This is a genomic window from Aquibium microcysteis, from assembly GCF_014495845.1.
GTDB lineage: Bacteria > Pseudomonadota > Alphaproteobacteria > Rhizobiales > Rhizobiaceae > Aquibium > Aquibium microcysteis.
Map to the genome: position 1 here is coordinate 2112617 of NZ_CP061080.1, position 16290 is coordinate 2128906.

At 67.4% G+C, this 16290-nt stretch carries 15 protein-coding genes; 10 read left to right on the top strand and 5 right to left on the bottom strand.

Annotated features, from left to right (window positions below):
- Positions 1–70: 70 nt before the first annotated feature.
- The 4 genes from IAI54_RS09765 to IAI54_RS09780 all read left to right on the top strand — a co-directional run bounded on the left by IAI54_RS09765 (position 71) and on the right by IAI54_RS09780 (position 2244).
- Positions 71–667, top strand: a complete 597-nt coding sequence (locus tag IAI54_RS09765; protein WP_187972158.1) for a transglycosylase SLT domain-containing protein — start codon at positions 71–73, stop codon at positions 665–667.
- A 58-nt stretch (positions 668–725) separates the two neighbouring features.
- Positions 726–1052: a hypothetical protein gene (locus IAI54_RS09770; RefSeq protein WP_187972159.1), complete on the top strand. Its 327-nt coding sequence runs from the start codon at positions 726–728 to the stop codon at positions 1050–1052.
- Between the two features lie 40 nt (positions 1053–1092).
- Positions 1093–1779: a L,D-transpeptidase gene (locus IAI54_RS09775; RefSeq protein WP_187972160.1), complete on the top strand. Its 687-nt coding sequence runs from the start codon at positions 1093–1095 to the stop codon at positions 1777–1779.
- Between the two features lie 306 nt (positions 1780–2085).
- The gene (locus IAI54_RS09780; RefSeq protein ID WP_187972161.1) at positions 2086–2244 is read left to right on the top strand and encodes a hypothetical protein; all 159 of its coding nucleotides are present in this window, start codon (positions 2086–2088) and stop codon (positions 2242–2244) included.
- Between the two features lie 313 nt (positions 2245–2557).
- On the opposite strand, the gene IAI54_RS09785 is transcribed toward IAI54_RS09780, so the two are convergent.
- The 5 genes from IAI54_RS09785 to IAI54_RS09805 all read right to left on the bottom strand — a co-directional run bounded on the left by IAI54_RS09785 (position 2558) and on the right by IAI54_RS09805 (position 9675).
- On the bottom strand, positions 2558–4675 hold the full coding sequence (locus tag IAI54_RS09785; protein ID WP_187972162.1) for a dipeptide ABC transporter ATP-binding protein: 2118 nt from the start codon (positions 4673–4675) through the stop codon (positions 2558–2560).
- A 10-nt stretch (positions 4676–4685) separates the two neighbouring features.
- Positions 4686–5840, bottom strand: coding sequence for an ABC transporter permease (locus tag IAI54_RS09790; RefSeq protein WP_187972163.1), 1155 nt, complete (start codon positions 5838–5840; stop codon positions 4686–4688).
- A 12-nt stretch (positions 5841–5852) separates the two neighbouring features.
- A complete protein-coding gene (locus IAI54_RS09795) occupies positions 5853–6887 on the bottom strand; it encodes an ABC transporter permease (RefSeq protein WP_187972164.1) in 1035 nt (344 codons plus the stop codon).
- An 88-nt stretch (positions 6888–6975) separates the two neighbouring features.
- Positions 6976–8628, bottom strand: coding sequence for an ABC transporter substrate-binding protein (locus IAI54_RS09800; protein WP_187972165.1), 1653 nt, complete (start codon positions 8626–8628; stop codon positions 6976–6978).
- 255 nt (positions 8629–8883) lie between these two features.
- Positions 8884–9675, bottom strand: a complete 792-nt coding sequence (locus tag IAI54_RS09805) for a creatininase family protein (RefSeq protein ID WP_187972166.1) — start codon at positions 9673–9675, stop codon at positions 8884–8886.
- Between the two features lie 304 nt (positions 9676–9979).
- Here IAI54_RS09805 and IAI54_RS09810 point away from each other — a divergent pair, with 304 nt between their 5' ends.
- The 6 genes from IAI54_RS09810 to IAI54_RS09835 all read left to right on the top strand — a co-directional run bounded on the left by IAI54_RS09810 (position 9980) and on the right by IAI54_RS09835 (position 16283).
- The gene (locus IAI54_RS09810) at positions 9980–10984 is read left to right on the top strand and encodes an ABC transporter substrate-binding protein (RefSeq protein WP_187972167.1); all 1005 of its coding nucleotides are present in this window, start codon (positions 9980–9982) and stop codon (positions 10982–10984) included.
- Positions 10985–11058: 74 nt separating this feature from the next.
- Positions 11059–11877, top strand: a complete 819-nt coding sequence (locus IAI54_RS09815) for an ABC transporter ATP-binding protein (protein ID WP_235679311.1) — start codon at positions 11059–11061, stop codon at positions 11875–11877.
- Complete coding sequence (locus tag IAI54_RS09820) at positions 11874–12728, top strand: ABC transporter permease (protein WP_187972168.1); 855 nt, start codon at positions 11874–11876, stop codon at positions 12726–12728. The genes IAI54_RS09815 and IAI54_RS09820 overlap by 4 nt, the downstream gene beginning before the upstream one ends.
- A 145-nt stretch (positions 12729–12873) precedes the next feature.
- The gene (locus tag IAI54_RS09825; RefSeq protein WP_187972169.1) at positions 12874–14187 is read left to right on the top strand and encodes a cytosine deaminase; all 1314 of its coding nucleotides are present in this window, start codon (positions 12874–12876) and stop codon (positions 14185–14187) included.
- 4 nt (positions 14188–14191) lie between these two features.
- Positions 14192–15595, top strand: a complete 1404-nt coding sequence (locus IAI54_RS09830; protein WP_187972170.1) for an FAD-binding oxidoreductase — start codon at positions 14192–14194, stop codon at positions 15593–15595.
- Between the two features lie 106 nt (positions 15596–15701).
- Entirely contained in the window at positions 15702–16283 is a 582-nt protein-coding gene (locus IAI54_RS09835) for an NAD(P)H-dependent oxidoreductase (protein ID WP_187972171.1), read from the top strand.
- Positions 16284–16290: the final 7 nt, after the last annotated feature.

Here is a 16290-nt window from a genome sequence, read left to right on the forward strand (position 1 = left end):
GGGGCGGCACGGACGAGGGGTTAACGGCGGCCTCAAGATTCGCTCAACTCTTTCGCGCTAATCAAGAGCCATGTTCGCGTCGCGTGTGAGTAAAGTCGTCCTCGTCGGCATCCCCCTGGCGCTCGGCCTCTCGTCCTGCGCGTCTCCGCCTCGGCAGATCAACGACGTCTGCGCCGTCTTCGACCAGAACGATGGCTGGCTGACGAACTGGGAGCGCGAGGCGCGCGCCGCCGAGCGCAGACACGGCATTCCGGTCGCCATCCTGATGGCCACGGTGCGCAAGGAGTCCGGCTTCCGGCAGAACGCGCGGCCGCCGCGCACCAAGCTCCTCGGAATCATCCCCTGGAAGCACCAGTCTACCGCCTATGGCTACTCGCAGGCGCTCGACGGAACCTGGGCGCAGTACAAGGCGGAGACAGGCAATTTCGCCGCCCGGCGGACGAGTTTCGGCGACGCCGTCGACTTCGTCGGCTGGTTCCATGCCAGATCCGCCGACACGCTCGGCATTGCCCGCAACGACGCCTACAATCTCTATCTCGCCTATTATTCGGGCTGGGGCGGCTACCGCAGCGGTTCGTGGCGCGGCAATGCCGCCATCCAGCGCTACGCGCGCGAGACCGATGCCATGGCCCGCGGCTATGAGGCGCAGCTTCAGCGGTGCCGGTGACCCGGTTCAGACACTGGACCGACGTCAAATCACCGCATTTGGATGGTCTGGCGGAACCATGTTGTTTCGCTGTCTCGCCGTCTTCCTCGCGCTCGTCCTGATGCCGACCAGCCTTCTGGCCGGACCGCGGGCGCCGTTCCATCCGGCCGCCGGGCAGCCGGTCGCGACCGCGCCGGGACCGGCTGCCGCGACGGCCGCGGCGGGCGTGAGCAAGCGCTGCATGAGGGGCGCGCTTCCGTGGCTCTCCTGCAGCGCCGACATCGGCCTGCCGGTGACCATCGTTCTTGCGACAGCCGCCGGCGCCGCTGACGGCTTCGAACCCTTCTCCCCCGCGAAGGCCGGCATATCGCCCGGCTGCCTGCTCGGACCGCCCCGATCCTGCTGATCCACCCCGACCCGCAGATCAGCAATTCAAGGAATTCCCCATGTTTACCCGACGCGCTTTCCTCGGCGCGGCCTCCGCCGCTTTCGTTTCCGGCTGCACCAGCATCGGCGGGCGTGCCGGCCCCGCCGCCCCGCCACCATCCCCCCCGCCGGAAATGCCGTTCTTCTACGGTCCGATCCTCGACGAGCCCTTCCCCATCCCGGCCGTCCCCCGGGGCGTGGTGCCGCCGCAATACTGGCGCCAGCAGGTCGAAAATCCCTTCCCCGAGCATGCGCCGGGGACCATCGTCGTCGATCCCAACGCCTTCTACCTCCACCTCGTTCAGGCCGACGGAACCGCCATGCGCTATGGCATCGGCGTCGGCCGGCAGGGCTTCTCCTGGTCCGGCGACGCCGTCGTCCAGTACAAGCGCCGCTGGCCGCGCTGGAGGGCGCCCGACGAGATGGTGGCGCGGCAGCCGGAGCTCGCGCCCTATTCGGTCGCGGCGGGCGGCATGGATCCCGGCCTGAACAACCCGCTCGGTGCCCGCGCGCTCTATCTCTTCCAGAACGGCGAGGACACGATCTACCGCATCCATGGCAATCCGGAGGCCCACTCCATCGGCCAGGCCGTATCCTCCGGCTGCATCCGGCTCCTCAACCACGACATCATCGACCTGCACGACCGTGTCCGAGACGGTTCGAAAGTCGTGGTACGGCCGTCCTCGATGCCGGCGACACTGGCCTGAGAGACGCGCGGCGCGGGCGTTGCATCTCGAGATGAGGACAGACTGCACAGCCACGCGACCTCCCATCGGCGTCATTCCGGGGCCGCGCAGCGGAACCCGGAATGACGTGGCGCGCGAGGTGGCAACACCGTGACGCAGGCCGAGGCCCGCGGGGCAAGGGCAGTGCGAAGCGAGCGGTCAGGGCGCGTCGTCCGCCCGGCCCGCGGACAAGCAAGTGTGATCGGCCCGGAGCATCGCGGCAGTTTTCACCGAAGGGACGCTCGTCTACGGTTCCCTCGGGTCATTCAGGCCCCGGGAGATCACAGCATGCGCCTCGTGAAGAGCCTTCTTCTCGCCGCCGCCGTCGCGGCCTCCGCCCTCCCCTCCGTCGCCTCGGCGACCGGCTGCACCGGTGCCGACTGCACGCAGTCGGATCAGTCGAGTGGCGGCTGCCACGGATCGAAGAGCGATCCCGTCAGTTCCTGAACCGCCGCGCATCGGTTGCTCGCACCGCGCGGCCCACTGCGGCCGGGCGGGGCAAGCGCCCCACAAGGCGGCGCGTTTCCCACGTCGTCAGATGACGGGCGTGCCCTTGCATTTTGCGACGCGGCCTCCCCTACCCCGTCCATGGCGGCCGTGCACCGTCTGAAGAACCGGTTCCGATCCGCCCGACGTCTCACCGTGCCTGGCCGACGCAGCGTGTTGGGGCGTTCGCGCAGGAAGGTGTGGATGCCGAGACCGCCTCGGTCGTCGCCGCGATCCGGGTCGTTACCGCCGTCCGGGTCCGCCCCGTCGGGGGTCAGGCCCCGGGTTCGGGTTTGGCGAACGAGATCACGGGCTCCATCGTGGCGAGTTCCGCATCGTCGAGCCAGCACAGGCTCTGGTGGCCATTCCCGAGGTTCTTCAGGGGCGGCACCTTCGTCTCGCAGAGATTGTCCGGCACCCGGCTCTTCCAGCGGCAGCGCGTCTGGAAGGGACAGCCGGTCGGAGGGTTCATCGCCGACGGGATGTCGCCGTCGAGGACGATGTGCTTCTTGACCACGCTCGTGTCGGCGATCGGAATCGCCGACAGCAGCGCCTCCGTATAGGGGTGGTAGGGCGGCGCGAAGATCTGGTCGGTCGTCCCCTGCTCGACGATGTAGCCGAGATACATGACGACGACCCGGTCGGCGAGGTAGCGAACGACCGACAGGTCGTGGCTGATGAACAGCATGGTCGTCTTGTTCTGCCGCTGCACGTCCATCAGAAGCTCGGTCACAGCCGCCTGCACCGAGACGTCGAGCGCCGACACCGGCTCGTCGGCCACGACGACACGGGCATTGCCGGCAAAGGCGCGCGCCACGCCGATGCGCTGCTTCTGGCCGCCCGACAGCTGGCGCGGCATGCGGGTGGCGAAAGCGCGCGGCAGCTTCACGAGGTCGAGCAGTTCCAGCATCCGCTTCTCGCGATCGGCCTGCGTCTTGCCGACGCCGAACTTCTCCAGCGTGCGGACGATCTGCGAGCCGACCGAATGGCTGGGGTTCAGCGTGTCGAACGGGTTCTGGAACACCATCTGGATCGACGAAATGGTGTCGACGTCGCGATCCTCGATCGGCGTGTCCTGGATCTCGGAATTGCCCAGCATCACCTTGCCGGAGGACGCGGTCTCCAGACCGAGCAGAACCTTGGCCAGCGTCGACTTGCCGCAGCCCGATTCGCCGACGATCGCCACCGTCTCGGACTCGCGCGCCTCGAAGCTGATCGATTCGTTGGCCTTGACCGTGCGGGCCTCGGCGCCGCCGAAGATCTCGTTGGCCGCGACGCGGTAGTATTTCCGCAGGTCCTCGATCCTGAGCACCGTCGCGCCCGGCTTCACCGGCTCGTTGCGCCGGATGCCCGCCGGCAGCGCGGTCCAGTCGACGTCCTCGAACCGGACGCAGCGCGACAGGTGGTCCGGATGCCCCTTCACCGGATACATGGGAATCTCGCGGGCGTCGCACAGGCCCTGCACGAAGTGCTGGCAGCGCGGACCGAAATTGCAGCCGCGCGGCCGCTCGTGCGGCAGCGGCAGCTGGCCGGGAATGGCGATCAGCGGCCGCGCGTTCTTGTCGGCGCCGGGCAGCGGGATCGAGCGGAACAGCCCCTGCGTGTAGGGATGGCGCATGCGGTCGAAGACGTCGCCGACCGTGCCCTCCTCCACCGCCTCGCCCGAATACATGACCGTGATGCGGTCGCAGGTCTCCAGGATGAGGCCGAGATTGTGCGAGATGAACAGCATCGACGTGCCGAACCTCTTGCCGAGGTCGCGCACCAGTTCGACGATGCCGGCCTCCACCGTCACGTCGAGCGCCGTCGTCGGCTCGTCGAGCAAAAGCAGCGCCGGCTTCGACAGGAGCGCCATGGCGATGACCACGCGCTGCTGCTGGCCGCCGGACAGCTGGTGCGGGTAGGAGCCCATCATGCGTTCGGGATCGGGCAGCCGCACCGCCGCCAGCATTTCCAGCGCGCGCTTGTAGGCCTCCGCCTTCGACGCCTTCTCGTGCAGGATCGGCACTTCCATCAGTTGCCGTCCGACCTTCATGGCCGGGTTCAGGCTTGCCATCGGCTCCTGGTAGATCATCGCGATCTTGTTGCCGCGGATGTCGCGCAGCTCCTTGTCGCTCATCTCGCCCATGTCGCGGCCCATGAACTTGATGCGGCCGCCGACGATGCGGCCGCGATTGCCCATGTCGCGCATGATGCCGAGGGCGACGGTGGACTTGCCGCAGCCCGATTCGCCGACGAGGCCCATGGCTTCGCCCGGCATGACCCTGCAGGAGAAGTCCATCACGGCGGGGATCTCGCCGGCGCGGGTGAAGAAGGAGATCGAGAGGTTCTCGATCTCGAGGATCGGCTGGGTGTCGGCGGCGGGCCGGGCGGTGGCGGAAAGCGCGGACATCATGGCCTCCTCAATCCTTCAGCGACTGTTCGCGCAGCGCGTCGGCGAGCAGGTTCAGCCCAAGCACGAAGGACATCAGCGCGATCACCGGCGGGAGCGCGGGATGGATGAAGGCGCGCAGCAGCCGGCTCGAATCCTTGATGGCCGTACCCCAGTCCGGGCTTTCGGGCGCGAGCCCCAGCCCGAAATAGCCGAGCGTGCCGAGGAGGATCGTCGTGTAGCCGATCCTGAGGCAGGCATCGACGATCAGCGGCCCGCGGGCATTGGGCAGGATCTCCCAAAGCATGATGTACCAGGGCGTCTCGCCGCGCGTCTGCGCGGCGGCGACGTAGTCCCGCGTCTTGATGTCCATCACGAGGCCGCGCACGATGCGGAAGACACCGGGCGACGAGGCGAAGACCACCGCCACGAAGATGTTGAGCTCGTTCGGCCGGATCGAGATGATGCCGAGCGGATCGGCGTCGAACACCAGCCCGAAATAGATCCACAGCCCGAGCACCAGCGTCACCGCGAGCTGCGGATAGAGCCGGTCGGACCGGTTCTTGAAGCGCGTGTAGAACAGGACGCAGAAGAACACGATCGGGAACAGGAAGAAGACGCCGGCCATGGCATAGGGGATCGGCGTGTCCATGATGCCCGGCGTCACCAGGAGGTAGAACAGCAGGATCACCGGGAAGGCGAGCACCAGATTGGCGAGGAAGGACAGGACCGAATCGATCCGCCCGCCGAAATAGCCGGCCGGCAGGCCGAGCGTGATGCCCACCATGAGCGCGAAGGCGGTGGCCGCCGGCGCGATGATCAGCACGATGCGGCTGCCGTAAACCATGCGCGAGAAGATGTCGCGCGCAAGCTTGTCGCCGCCGAACAGGTACACGCCGCCGTCCGGCGTCAGCGCGCCGGGCAGCGCGTCCTTCATGACCACGTTCTGGGCCAGCGGGTCGAAGGGCGCGATGGTGCCCGAGAAGATGGCGGTGAACAGCCAGAACAGGCAGATGACGACGCCGGCGATGCCGACATTGGTGTCGAAGAGCTGGCCGTAGAGGCCGAGCCGCTTCTTGTAGGTGATGCTGAGCACCAGCACGAGGGCGAGGGCCAGCCAGACCGGCCAGAAGCGATGGAGGACGCCGAGGACGATCTGGAAGGCGCCGACATATTCGAGCTGCATGCGTGTCGCCCCCTACTGAACGCGGATGCGCGGATTGAGATAGGCGTAGCCGACGTCGGAGATCAGCTGCGTCGACAGGACGACGGCGACGGAGACGAGAGAGCATCCGAGCAGGAGGTCGATGTCGTTGTTGCCGGCGGCTTCCACGAGCGTGTAGCCGAAGCCCTGGTAGCGGAACATCACCTCGACGATGACAACGCCGGTGAGCAGCCAGGGGAACTGCAGCATGATGACGGTGAAGGGCGCGATCAGCGCGTTGCGCAGCGCGTGCTTGACCACGACCGCGCCGAAGCTCAGCCCCTTCAGCCGCGCCGTGCGGATATATTGCTGCGTCATCACCTCGACCATCGAGGCGCGCGTCATGCGGGCGATGTAGCCGATGCCGTAGATGGCCATGGTCATCACCGGCAGGGTGAAGTTGGAAAAGGTCACGCCCTGCGACGTCGCCGACGCGGCCGACCCGTTCAGCCAGCCGAGCCAGGAAGCGAAGACGACGGTGAAGATGACGCCGGAGACGTATTCGGGTGTGGCCGTCGTGGTGATCGAGGCGACCGACAGCGACCGGTCCGTGCGCGAGCCCTCGCGCATCCCCGCGAGAATGCCGATCAGCAGCGAGATCGGCACCATCACCGCCATCACCCAGAACATCAGGATGCCGGTCGCGCCGAGCGCCGGGAAGAGCTTTTCCGAGACGGTGGTCTTGAACTTGGTCGAGCAGCCGAAATCGCCCTGGAGGATGCCACCGTAATAGGGCTCGGCCGGTTCGTTGCAGTAGGAGAAGCGCGGGACGGGCTGCCCCTCGGCGTTGACGTTCGGCTGTTTCTCGACGACCCCGAGCCAGCGGCCGTAGCGGACGAAGAAATTGTCGCGGTAGCCGTTGCGCTGCAGCCAGCTTTCGATGTGTTGGTCGGACGAGCGCATGTCGAGCTGGCTGATCGACAGCTTGCGCAGGTTGGGTTCGAGATTGACCATGAAGAAGACGACGAGCGTGAGGCACAGCATCGTCAGCGCCATGGTGCCCAGCCGTCGTACGACGAAAGCAAGCATCGGTCCCCCTGCCGCTTCTGGTTGGGGCGTCTAACCCTCCGGATAGGAAGGGAGGGGCCCCAGGCCCCTCCCCGTCGTCATCCCAGGCTCACGCCTCGTCGAGCCAGACCTTGCCGAAGTCGTGCTCGAAGGTCGGGTGCATGAAGTGGTTCTTCACCGACGGCATCGAGCTGTTGTAGAGCTTGCGCCAGTAGGGCTGGATGAGGATGCCGGAGTCCTGCATGATCTTCTCGATCTTCTCCATCACCACCTTGCGCTTCTCTGCATCGGCGATCGACAGCGCCTCGCCGACGAGCGCGTCGAACTCGGGATTGGAGAAGGCCGACTCGTTCCAGGCCTCGCCGGAACGATAGGCGATCGCCAGCACCTGGATGCCGAGCGGGCGCATGTTCCAGTTGGTCATCGAGTAGGGATACTTGGTCCAGTCGTTCCAGAAGGTCGAGCCCGGGAGCACCGTGCGCTTGACCTTGAAGCCCGCCTCGCGCAGCTGCGCCGCGATGGCGTCGCCGGTGTTCTTGTGCCAGTCCTCGTCCACGGTGATCAGCTCGTGCTCGAAGTCCATCTGGCCGGCCTCTTCCATCATCGCCTTGGCCTTGGCGATGTCGCGCTCCACCTTCGGCAGCGCGACGTATTCGGGATGGATCGGGCAGACGTGATGGTTTTCGGCCGGCTCGCCGGCATTGCCGTAGCCGAGCGCCAGCACCGTGGCGTTGTCGACCGCCAGCTGCATGGCGTTGCGGACCTTCTGGTCGTCGTAGGGCTTGTTGGCCACGTTGGTGCGCGCGACGATGGTGGCGGCGGTGACCGCCTCGGAGGTCACGGCGCCGACGCCCTCGAGGATCTGCACGTAGTCGGCCGAGGTCTCGAAATTGGTATGCACCTCGCCGGCCTCGAAGGCCGAGACCATCGCCGAGGGATCGGTGCCGTAGTCGATGAACTCGACGCCGTCGAGCAGCGCCTCGCCGCCCCACCAGGCGCCGTTCTCGCGGCGCTTGTAGACCACCTTCTGGCCGACGTCGTAGGAGACGAGCTCGAACGGGCCGGTGCCGATCGGGTCCTTGGCGAAGTTGGCGCCGGTCTCGTCGAAGGAGCGGTGCACGACGAGCGCCGGATAGTCGGTCAGGCTGGGGATGAGCGCGATGTCGGGCTTGGTCAGGCTGATCTTAACGGTCATGTCGTCGACCTTGGTGACCGCGCCCTCGCGCAGCTTGCCGGAGGCCTCGTCGACGATGGTGCCGAGACGGCCGGGCATCGAGTTGCCCTCGGCGCTCTTGTCGGCCCAGCGCGTGAAGTTGAAGACCACGTCGTCGGCGTTGAACGTGTCGCCGTTCGTCCAGGTCACGCCCGGCCGGACGTGGAGAACGTATTCGGTGGCGTCTTCATTGACCTCCCAGCTCTCGAGCAGGTAGGGCTCGAACGTGTAGTCCTTGGTGTACTTGACCAGCGGCTCGAGCGTCTGGCGCTGCGCGGTCGCGATCTCCGACCAGTCGGCCGTGCGCGGATCCTTCGGATCCTTGATCCACATCGCGACCTTCAGCACCCCGCCCTTCTTCGGCTCCTGGGCCATCGCGGCCGTCGGCGCCGCGAGGCCGATCATGCCGTAGGCCATCGCGGTGGTGGCACCGAAGGCGCTCGCCAGCGCGAGGAACTCGCGGCGATCGACCTTGCCGGCGTTCACCATTTCGGCGAGCGCCTCCACGTGACCGGGCACCCGATCGCCGTTGCTCCTGTAAAAGCTCATTGCCTTCTCCCGTTTCTATGGCTTTTCGCCCGTTAGCATTCCCCATCCGGCCGGGGATGTCAAAACAGCCCCGCGCCGGTATCGTTGAGGAATGTGCAACTTTGCGGCCGCGCAAGATGCTGCGATTGCGACAAGATTGATGCCGAATCGACCGCAGGCGGGACAATCGTGGCACCCCGCCCGATCCGCCGGCGGCATGAACCGGCACCCGCTTCGGCCCTCCGCGACCGGCCAAACGCGGGCATCTGCGGGTTCTCAGGCGAGCCAGTCGTCCAGCCGCAGCGCGCGCACGTCCTTCAGCAGTTCGACGAAGCCGGCCGCCTGGTGCGCGGCGGTCGCGCGGCCCTTCTCCGCCGTCGCGATCGAGGCGTCCCCCGCCACGCCGGCGGGATTGATGTCGCTCGCGATCCAGGCGAAGGCATGGGTTCCCTGCGGCTTCAGCAGCGCGAAGGCGGCATCCGCATGGGAGGTCGCCGACGTGAAGTCGCGCGCCTCGTCCATGACCACGAGGTCCGGACGGAAATGCAGCATCAGCGACGTCTCGACGTCGCCGCCGTGGATGCCGAGCCGTTCCTCCTGCTCGGTGTACATCCCGGCCGGGCGCCCGAATCGCTGCCAACTGGTCTTCACCGCCAGCATCCGCGCCCTGACCCGAAGTTCCCTGGCCACGATGCCCATGATCTCCTCATTTCCGCCGTGGGAATTGAGGAACACGATCTTGCGGACGCCGGCGCGCGCCACCGACAGGCCGAGTTCCGTCCACGCCTCGATCAGGAGCGGTGCCGGCAGCGTCAGCGTGCCGGGCGCGTGGAGGTGCTCGTTGGACTTGCCAACCGCCTGGATCGGCAGGAAGCGGACGTCGAGATCCTCGGGCACGAGCGGCAGCACGGTCTGGATCATGCCCTGCATGATCGTGGTGTCGGTGGAGACCGGCAGATGCGGTCCGTGCTGCTCGATCGCCGCCACAGGAACGACGGCGATTACCGCCTCCGGATTCAGGTCTTCGAAATCGATCGTGCGATGGTCACCCCACCAGAGTCTGCGCATCCTCGTGCCCCATGCTCGTCGCCGCAGCCGCGCGGCCTCGCCGAACACCTAGGACAGTGCGGCGAACCGCATCAAGACATGCGCGCCGCGAATGCGCATGCGCCGGGCGGAACGATGGACTCGTGGCGGAAAAATGGGCAGGTTGCGCAAGGTGTCGGCAGCGTTCGCACATGGTGATCCAGACGCCGCCGCCCGGACGTATCCCGGCCGGCGATCGCACCGGTGGCATGCGTCTTGCGTCGCCCGTCCATTGGTAACACAGCGCCCGCGCCAGCCGTGGCGGGCCAAGCACAGGGGTCGTGTCATGACGTCAGGAATCCGCATCGCAGCCGCCTCCGCCTTGCTCGCATCGGTCTCGCCCTTCGCCGCGCACGCCGCCGACAAGGTCGTCTTCGCCACCAACTGGCTCGCCCAGGCCGAGCATGGCGGCTACTACCAGGCCGTCGCCGACGGCACCTATGCCGCCTGCGGTCTCGACGTCGAGATCATGCAGGGCGGCCCGCAGGTGTCCGGCCGGCCGCTCCTGCTCGCCGGCAAGATCGACTTCTACATGGGCGGCAACATGCTGCAGGCCTTCTCGGCGGTGGAGCAGAACATCCCGCTGCGCGTCGTGGCCGCCTCCTTCCAGAAGGAGCCGCAGGTGCTGATGAGCCACCCCGGCCAGGGCCTCGACACCTGGGAGGATCTGAAGAAGGCCGAGCAGTACATCCTCGGCGACGAGGGCTTTCAGAGCTATTTCCAGTGGATGATCACCGACTTCGGCTTCGATGCCTCAAAGCGGGTGCCCTACACCTTCAACCCCGCCCCCTTCATCGCCAACCCGAAGTCGGTGCAGCAGGGCTACGTCACGTCCGAGCCCTATGCGGTGGAGCGCGAGGCGGGCTTCAAGCCGAACCTCTTCCTGCTCGCCGACTACGGCTTCGAGACCTATGCCACCACCATCGAGACGATGCAGAAGACGATCGACGAGCGGCCGCAGGTCGTCCAGTGCTTCGTCGATGGTTCGGCCAAGGGCTGGTACAACTATCTCTACGGCGACAACGCCGCCGCCAACGAGGCGATCAAGAAGGACAATCCGGACATGACGGACGACCAGATCGCCTTCTCGATCGCCACCATGAAGGAGTTCGGCATCGTCGATTCCGGCGACACCGAGACCAAGGGCATCGGCGCCATGACCGACGAGCGCATCGCCGGCTTCTATGCCTCCATGGTGAAGGCCAAGGTCGTCGCCGACGGGCTCGACATCAAGAAGTCCTACACGCTCGACTTCGTCAACAAGGGCGTCGGCCTCGACCTGAAGAAGTGATCCCCGCCGGGACCGTCAGCCACGTCCCTCCGGCCGCGGTGCCGGAGGGCAAATTCCCAGGGACCGAGCCGGACGTGCTTGCCTTCCAGACGTCGACCGAACGATCCGCGACGGGTGCGCCGCTGCTGTCGCTGCGCGGTGTGGGCAAGGCGTTCTCGAACGGCGTGACGGCGCTGTCGGGTGTCGACATGACCATACGCCGGGGCGACTTCGTCAGCCTGCTCGGCCCGTCCGGCTGCGGCAAGTCGACGGCGCTGCGGATCGTCGCCGGGCTCTCGTCGGCCACGACGGGAACGCTCGACTGGCACGGCGAGCCGATCGGCCAGCGCGACCTCGGCTTCGTCTTCCAGGAGCCGACGCTGATGCCCTGGGCCTCGGTCTTCGACAATGTCTGGCTGCCACTGCGGCTGCGCGGCGTCTCGCGCACCGATGCCGCGCCGCAGATCGCCGAGATGCTGGAACGCGTCCACCTGACCGGCTTCGAGCAGGCGGTGCCGCGCGAACTCTCGGGCGGCATGAAGATGCGCGTCTCGATCGCCCGCAGCCTGGTGACGCGGCCGAAGCTCCTGCTCATGGACGAGCCCTTCGCCGCACTCGACGAGATCACCCGCTTCAAGCTCAACGACGACATCCTCGACCTCTGGCGCGACCGCGGCCTGACCATCGTCTTCGTCACCCATTCCGTCTTCGAGAGCGTGTTCCTGTCGAACCGCATCGTCGTCATGGCCGCCCGGCCCGGCCGCGTGCATGGCGAGCTGATGGTCGACGCTCCCTACCCGCGCGACGAGCGCTTCCGGACCTCGGCCGACTACGCGGCGTTGTGCCGCGAGGCCTCCGAGGCGCTGCTCGGCGCCATCAATGCCTCGCACGCTTCGTCGCGGGGGCGTGCATGACCGCGATCGACCAGACCGGATCCGTCGGCGTCGATGCCGAGGAAACGCGCCGCGCCCGGCGCGAGCGCGCCGAGCGCATCGGCCGGTGGCTGCTGCCGCTCACCATCATGAGCCTGGCGGTGCTGGCCTGGGATCGCATCTGCGTCTGGAACGAGATCCCGCACTACATCCTGCCGCGTCCCGGCGTGGTGCTGCAGGCGCTGGTGACCGACGCCCCGCTGCTGTTCTCCTCGCTGCTGGTGACGCTCAGGATCACCTTCCTCGGGCTGGCGCTCGCCGTCGTCGGCGGCGTCGGGCTGGCGGTGCTGTTCGCGCAGTCGAAATGGGTGGAGATGTCGTTCTTCCCCTTCGCCGTGGTGCTGCAGGTGACGCCGATCGTGGCGATCTTCCCGCTGATCAACATCTATGTCGACAACCAGACGGCCAAGCTGCTGCTCTGCGCCTGGATCGTCGCCTTCTTCCCGATCCTGTCGAACACGACGCTGGGGCTGAACTCCGCCGACCGTAACCTGCGCGACCTCTTCGCGCTCAACGGCGCGACGCGCTGGCAGGAACTGCGGCTGCTCCGGCTGCCCGCCGCGATGCCCTATTTCCTCGGCGGGCTGAAGATCGCCGGCGGTCTGGCGCTGATCGGCGCGGTGGTGGCGGAGTTCGTGGCCGGTGCCGCCGGCCAGTCCTCCGGCCTCGCCTCGCGCATCATCGAAGCCGGCTACCGCCTCAATGCGCCGCGGCTCTTCGCGGCGCTGATCCTGATCTCGGCCACCGGCATCGTCATCTTCCTCGTGCTGTCCCTCGTCTCGCACCTGATGCTGCGGCGCTGGCACGAGAGCGCCCTGAAGCAGGAGCGGTGATGGGGAAGGCGCGCGACATCCTCGGCAGCGTGGTGGCAGGCGGCAACTCCTTCGGACCGTGTCGCGGGTCCCTCAGACCGTATCGCGGCAATACCCCCACCCCTCACCCTGCCGGGGCGGGGGTACTCTCCTGGTGAAAGTTGCGATGACTGAGCTCGATCTCCCCTCCTCCGGCTGGTACGTTCTCGCCAATGCCCGGGTGCATGCCTCGCTGACCGCCGCGCCGATCGGCCCGGCCGACGCCGACGGCTTCGTCCTCGCCGACATCGCCGTCGCCGACGGTGCGATCTCGGGCATTGCGCCGAAGACGGAGGGACGGCCCGTTCCGCCGCGCAGCGTCGACCTCGCCGGCCGGATCGTCATGACCTGCTTCGTCGATTGCCACACCCATCTCGACAAGGGTCACATCTGGCCGCGCCGCTCGAACCCCGACGGCTCCTTCCCCGGCGCGCTTCAGGCAGTGGGCGCCGACCGGGAGGCCAACTGGTCGGCGGCGGACGTCGAGGCCCGCATGGAGTTCGGGCTGAAGAGCGCATTCGCGCACGGAACCAAGGCGATACGCACGCATCTTGATTCGATCCATCCGCAGGAGACCATCTCGTGGCCGGTGTTCCAGGCGCTGCGGGAGCGCTGGGCCGGCCGCATCGAGCTGCAGGCGGCGAGCCTGATCGGCATCGACGGCGTGCGTGACGGCGCCTTCTTCGCCGCGCTGGCCGACCGTGTCGCCGAGGCGCGCGGCATCCTCGGCGCGGTCACCTACATGGTGCCCGATCTCGGCGACCTGCTCGACACCGTCTTCCGTGCCGCGATCGACCGCGGCCTCGACCTCGATTTCCACGCCGACGAGACCGACGACGTCGCCGCGGTCTCGCTGAAGCGGATCGCCGAGAAGGCGATCGAGCACCGCTTCGAGGGCAAAATCCTCGTCGGCCACTGCTGTTCGCTCGCCCGCCAGGCCGACGACGACGTGCTCGACACGCTGGACAAGGTGGCACGCGCCGGCCTCGCGGTCGTGTCGCTGCCGATGTGCAACATGTATCTCCAGGACCGGCGCCACGACGGCACGACGCCGCGCTGGCGCGGCGTGACGCTGCTGCACGAGATGAAGGCGCGCGGCATCCCGGTCGCGGTGGCCTCCGACAACACCCGCGATCCCTTCTACGCCTATGGCGACCTCGACATGCTGGAGGTCTACCGCATGGCCACCCGCACCCTCCATTTCGACCATCCGGTGGCCGACTGGCCGCAGACGGTCGCCGCGACGCCGGGCGACGTGATGCGGCTGGAGGGGACCGGCCGCATTGCCGTCGGCGCGCCGGCGGATCTCGTGATCTTCAGGGGCCGCTCCTGGACCGAACTCCTGTCGCGCCCCGAGAGCGACCGCATCGTGCTGCGCAACGGCGCCCGCAGCGACGCCACCTTGCCCGACTACGCCGAACTCGACCCGATCCTGAGGTGATTGCATGGACATCGCAGCGCTGAGACGCGACATCGACGGCATCCGGATCGAGGACAACGCCGCCATCGTCAAACAGAAGAGCCGCGACTTCTACTGGTACTCGCCGATCCTGAAGAAGCAGCTCGACGACGTGACGGCCGACATCGTCGTGACGCCGAAGGACGAGGCGGAGGTCGTGCGGGTTCTCGCCGCCTGCTTCCGCCACGGCGTGCCGGTCACGCCGCGCGGCACCGGCACGGGCAATTACGGCCAGGCGATGCCGCTGTCGGGCGGCGTGCTGCTCAGCCTCGCGGAGATGAACGACGTGCGGACGATCGCGCCGGGCCGCGTCGTCTGCGGTCCGGGCGCGGTGATGGCCGACATCGACCGGCAGACGCGCGCGCATTCCGGCCAGGAACTGCGCATGCTGCCCTCGACCTTCCACACCGCCTCGATCGGCGGCTTCATCGCCGGGGGATCGGGCGGCATCGGCTCGATCAACTGGGGCGGCCTGCGCGACTTCGGCAACATCATCCGCCTGCGGGTCGTGACCATGGAGGAGACGCCCCGTGTTCTGGACCTGACCGGCGAGGACCTGCACAAGGTCACCCACGCCTACGGCACAAACGGCATCATCACCGAGGTGGAGATGCCGCTGACGGCGGCCTACGACTGGGTCGACGTGATCGTCGGCTTCGACGACTTCGTGGCGGCCGCGCGCTACGGCAACGCGCTCGCGCGCCAGGACGGGATCCTGACCAAGCTGATCTCGCCGATCGCCGCCCCCGCGCCCTTCGACTATTTCAAGCGCCACCAGAAATTCCTGCGCGAAGGCCAGAGCGTCTGCCTCGTGATGGTCGCCGCCCATGCGCTCGACGCCTTCCGCGCCTTCACCCGCAGGCAGGGCGCCGACATCGTCTTCGATGCCGCGACCGCGAGCCCGGAGGACGTGAAGGGCCTGCCGCCGGTGGCCGAGCTGTCGTGGAACCACACCACGCTGCGCGGCATCCGCATCGACCCGGCGATCACCTATCTGCAGGTGCTCTACCCCTTCCCGAACCAGATCGAGCTGGTGGAGAAGGTGCACGCCCTGTTTCCCGACGAGGTGATCGGCCACCTTGAATTCGTCCGCTTCGACGGCGACGTCACCTGCTTCGGCCTGCCGATGGTGCGCTACACGACAGAGGAACGGCTGGACGAGATCATCCGCGTTCACGAGGAGACCGGTTGCCCGATCTTCAACCCGCACCGCGTGACGCTCGAGGAAGGCGGCATGAAGCAGACGGATGCCGTCCAGCTCGCCTTCAAGAAGGAGGCCGATCCGCGGGGCCTGCTCAACCCCGGCAAGATGATCGCCTGGGAGAGCCCCGATTTCGATTTCTCGACGTCGAAGCCGTTTCTGTTCAGGGGGTTGGAGCAGGTCGGGTGATGTCGGACGTCAGGAGACGCCGGCGCCTTGCGGCGCCCCCCTCTGGCCTGCCGGCCGGGGCGCGCGACGGAGCGCGGTTTCCGCCCTTGATGTGGCGATCCGCGCGATGAACATCCTCCTCCTCCACGCCCATCCGGTCGAGACGAGCTTCAATGCCGCGCTGCACCGGCTGATCCTGGAGCGGCTGACGGCGAAGGGGCACGTGGTCGACGACTGCGACCTCTATGCGGAGGATTTCGACCCGCGCCTCTCGCGGCAGGAGCGGCTCGACTACCACGATCCCGACCGGAGCATCGAACACGTGCGGCCCTATGTCGACCGGCTGCGCGCGGCGGATGCGCTGGTGCTGTGCTATCCGGTCTGGAACTACGGCTATCCGGCGATCCTGAAGGGCTTCTTCGACCGGGTGTTCCTCCCCGGCGTCTCGTTCCGCATCGTCGACGGCAGGGTCGAGGGCGCGCTGCACAACATCACGAAGGTGGCGGCGGTGACGAGCTATGGCGGCACGCGCTGGCGCGCGGTCCTGATTGGCGACCCGCCGCGCCGGCTGGTCAAGCGACTGCTCTGGGGCACCGTGAAGCCCGGCGCCCAGGTCGAGTACCTCGCCCATTACGACATGAACCGCTCGACGGACGCCTCGCGAAAGCGTTTCATGGACAAGGTATCCTCCGCCATGGATCGATTCTAGAGCAGCG

What these genes read in the sequence shown, in the direction of transcription:
- IAI54_RS09765 (WP_187972158.1), top strand. Translation starts at nt 71, where the DNA reads ATGTTCGCGTCGCGTGTGAGTAAAGTCGTCCTCGTCGGCATCCCCCTG.
- IAI54_RS09770 (WP_187972159.1), top strand. Translation starts at nt 726, where the DNA reads ATGTTGTTTCGCTGTCTCGCCGTCTTCCTCGCGCTCGTCCTGATGCCG.
- IAI54_RS09775 (WP_187972160.1), top strand. Translation starts at nt 1,093, where the DNA reads ATGTTTACCCGACGCGCTTTCCTCGGCGCGGCCTCCGCCGCTTTCGTT.
- IAI54_RS09780 (WP_187972161.1), top strand. Translation starts at nt 2,086, where the DNA reads ATGCGCCTCGTGAAGAGCCTTCTTCTCGCCGCCGCCGTCGCGGCCTCC.
- IAI54_RS09785 (WP_187972162.1), bottom strand. Translation starts at nt 4,675, where the DNA reads ATGTCCGCGCTTTCCGCCACCGCCCGGCCCGCCGCCGACACCCAGCCG.
- IAI54_RS09790 (WP_187972163.1), bottom strand. Translation starts at nt 5,840, where the DNA reads ATGCAGCTCGAATATGTCGGCGCCTTCCAGATCGTCCTCGGCGTCCTC.
- IAI54_RS09795 (WP_187972164.1), bottom strand. Translation starts at nt 6,887, where the DNA reads ATGCTTGCTTTCGTCGTACGACGGCTGGGCACCATGGCGCTGACGATG.
- IAI54_RS09800 (WP_187972165.1), bottom strand. Translation starts at nt 8,628, where the DNA reads ATGAGCTTTTACAGGAGCAACGGCGATCGGGTGCCCGGTCACGTGGAG.
- IAI54_RS09805 (WP_187972166.1), bottom strand. Translation starts at nt 9,675, where the DNA reads ATGCGCAGACTCTGGTGGGGTGACCATCGCACGATCGATTTCGAAGAC.
- IAI54_RS09810 (WP_187972167.1), top strand. Translation starts at nt 9,980, where the DNA reads ATGACGTCAGGAATCCGCATCGCAGCCGCCTCCGCCTTGCTCGCATCG.
- IAI54_RS09820 (WP_187972168.1), top strand. Translation starts at nt 11,874, where the DNA reads ATGACCGCGATCGACCAGACCGGATCCGTCGGCGTCGATGCCGAGGAA.
- IAI54_RS09825 (WP_187972169.1), top strand. Translation starts at nt 12,874, where the DNA reads ATGACTGAGCTCGATCTCCCCTCCTCCGGCTGGTACGTTCTCGCCAAT.
- IAI54_RS09830 (WP_187972170.1), top strand. Translation starts at nt 14,192, where the DNA reads ATGGACATCGCAGCGCTGAGACGCGACATCGACGGCATCCGGATCGAG.
- IAI54_RS09835 (WP_187972171.1), top strand. Translation starts at nt 15,702, where the DNA reads ATGAACATCCTCCTCCTCCACGCCCATCCGGTCGAGACGAGCTTCAAT.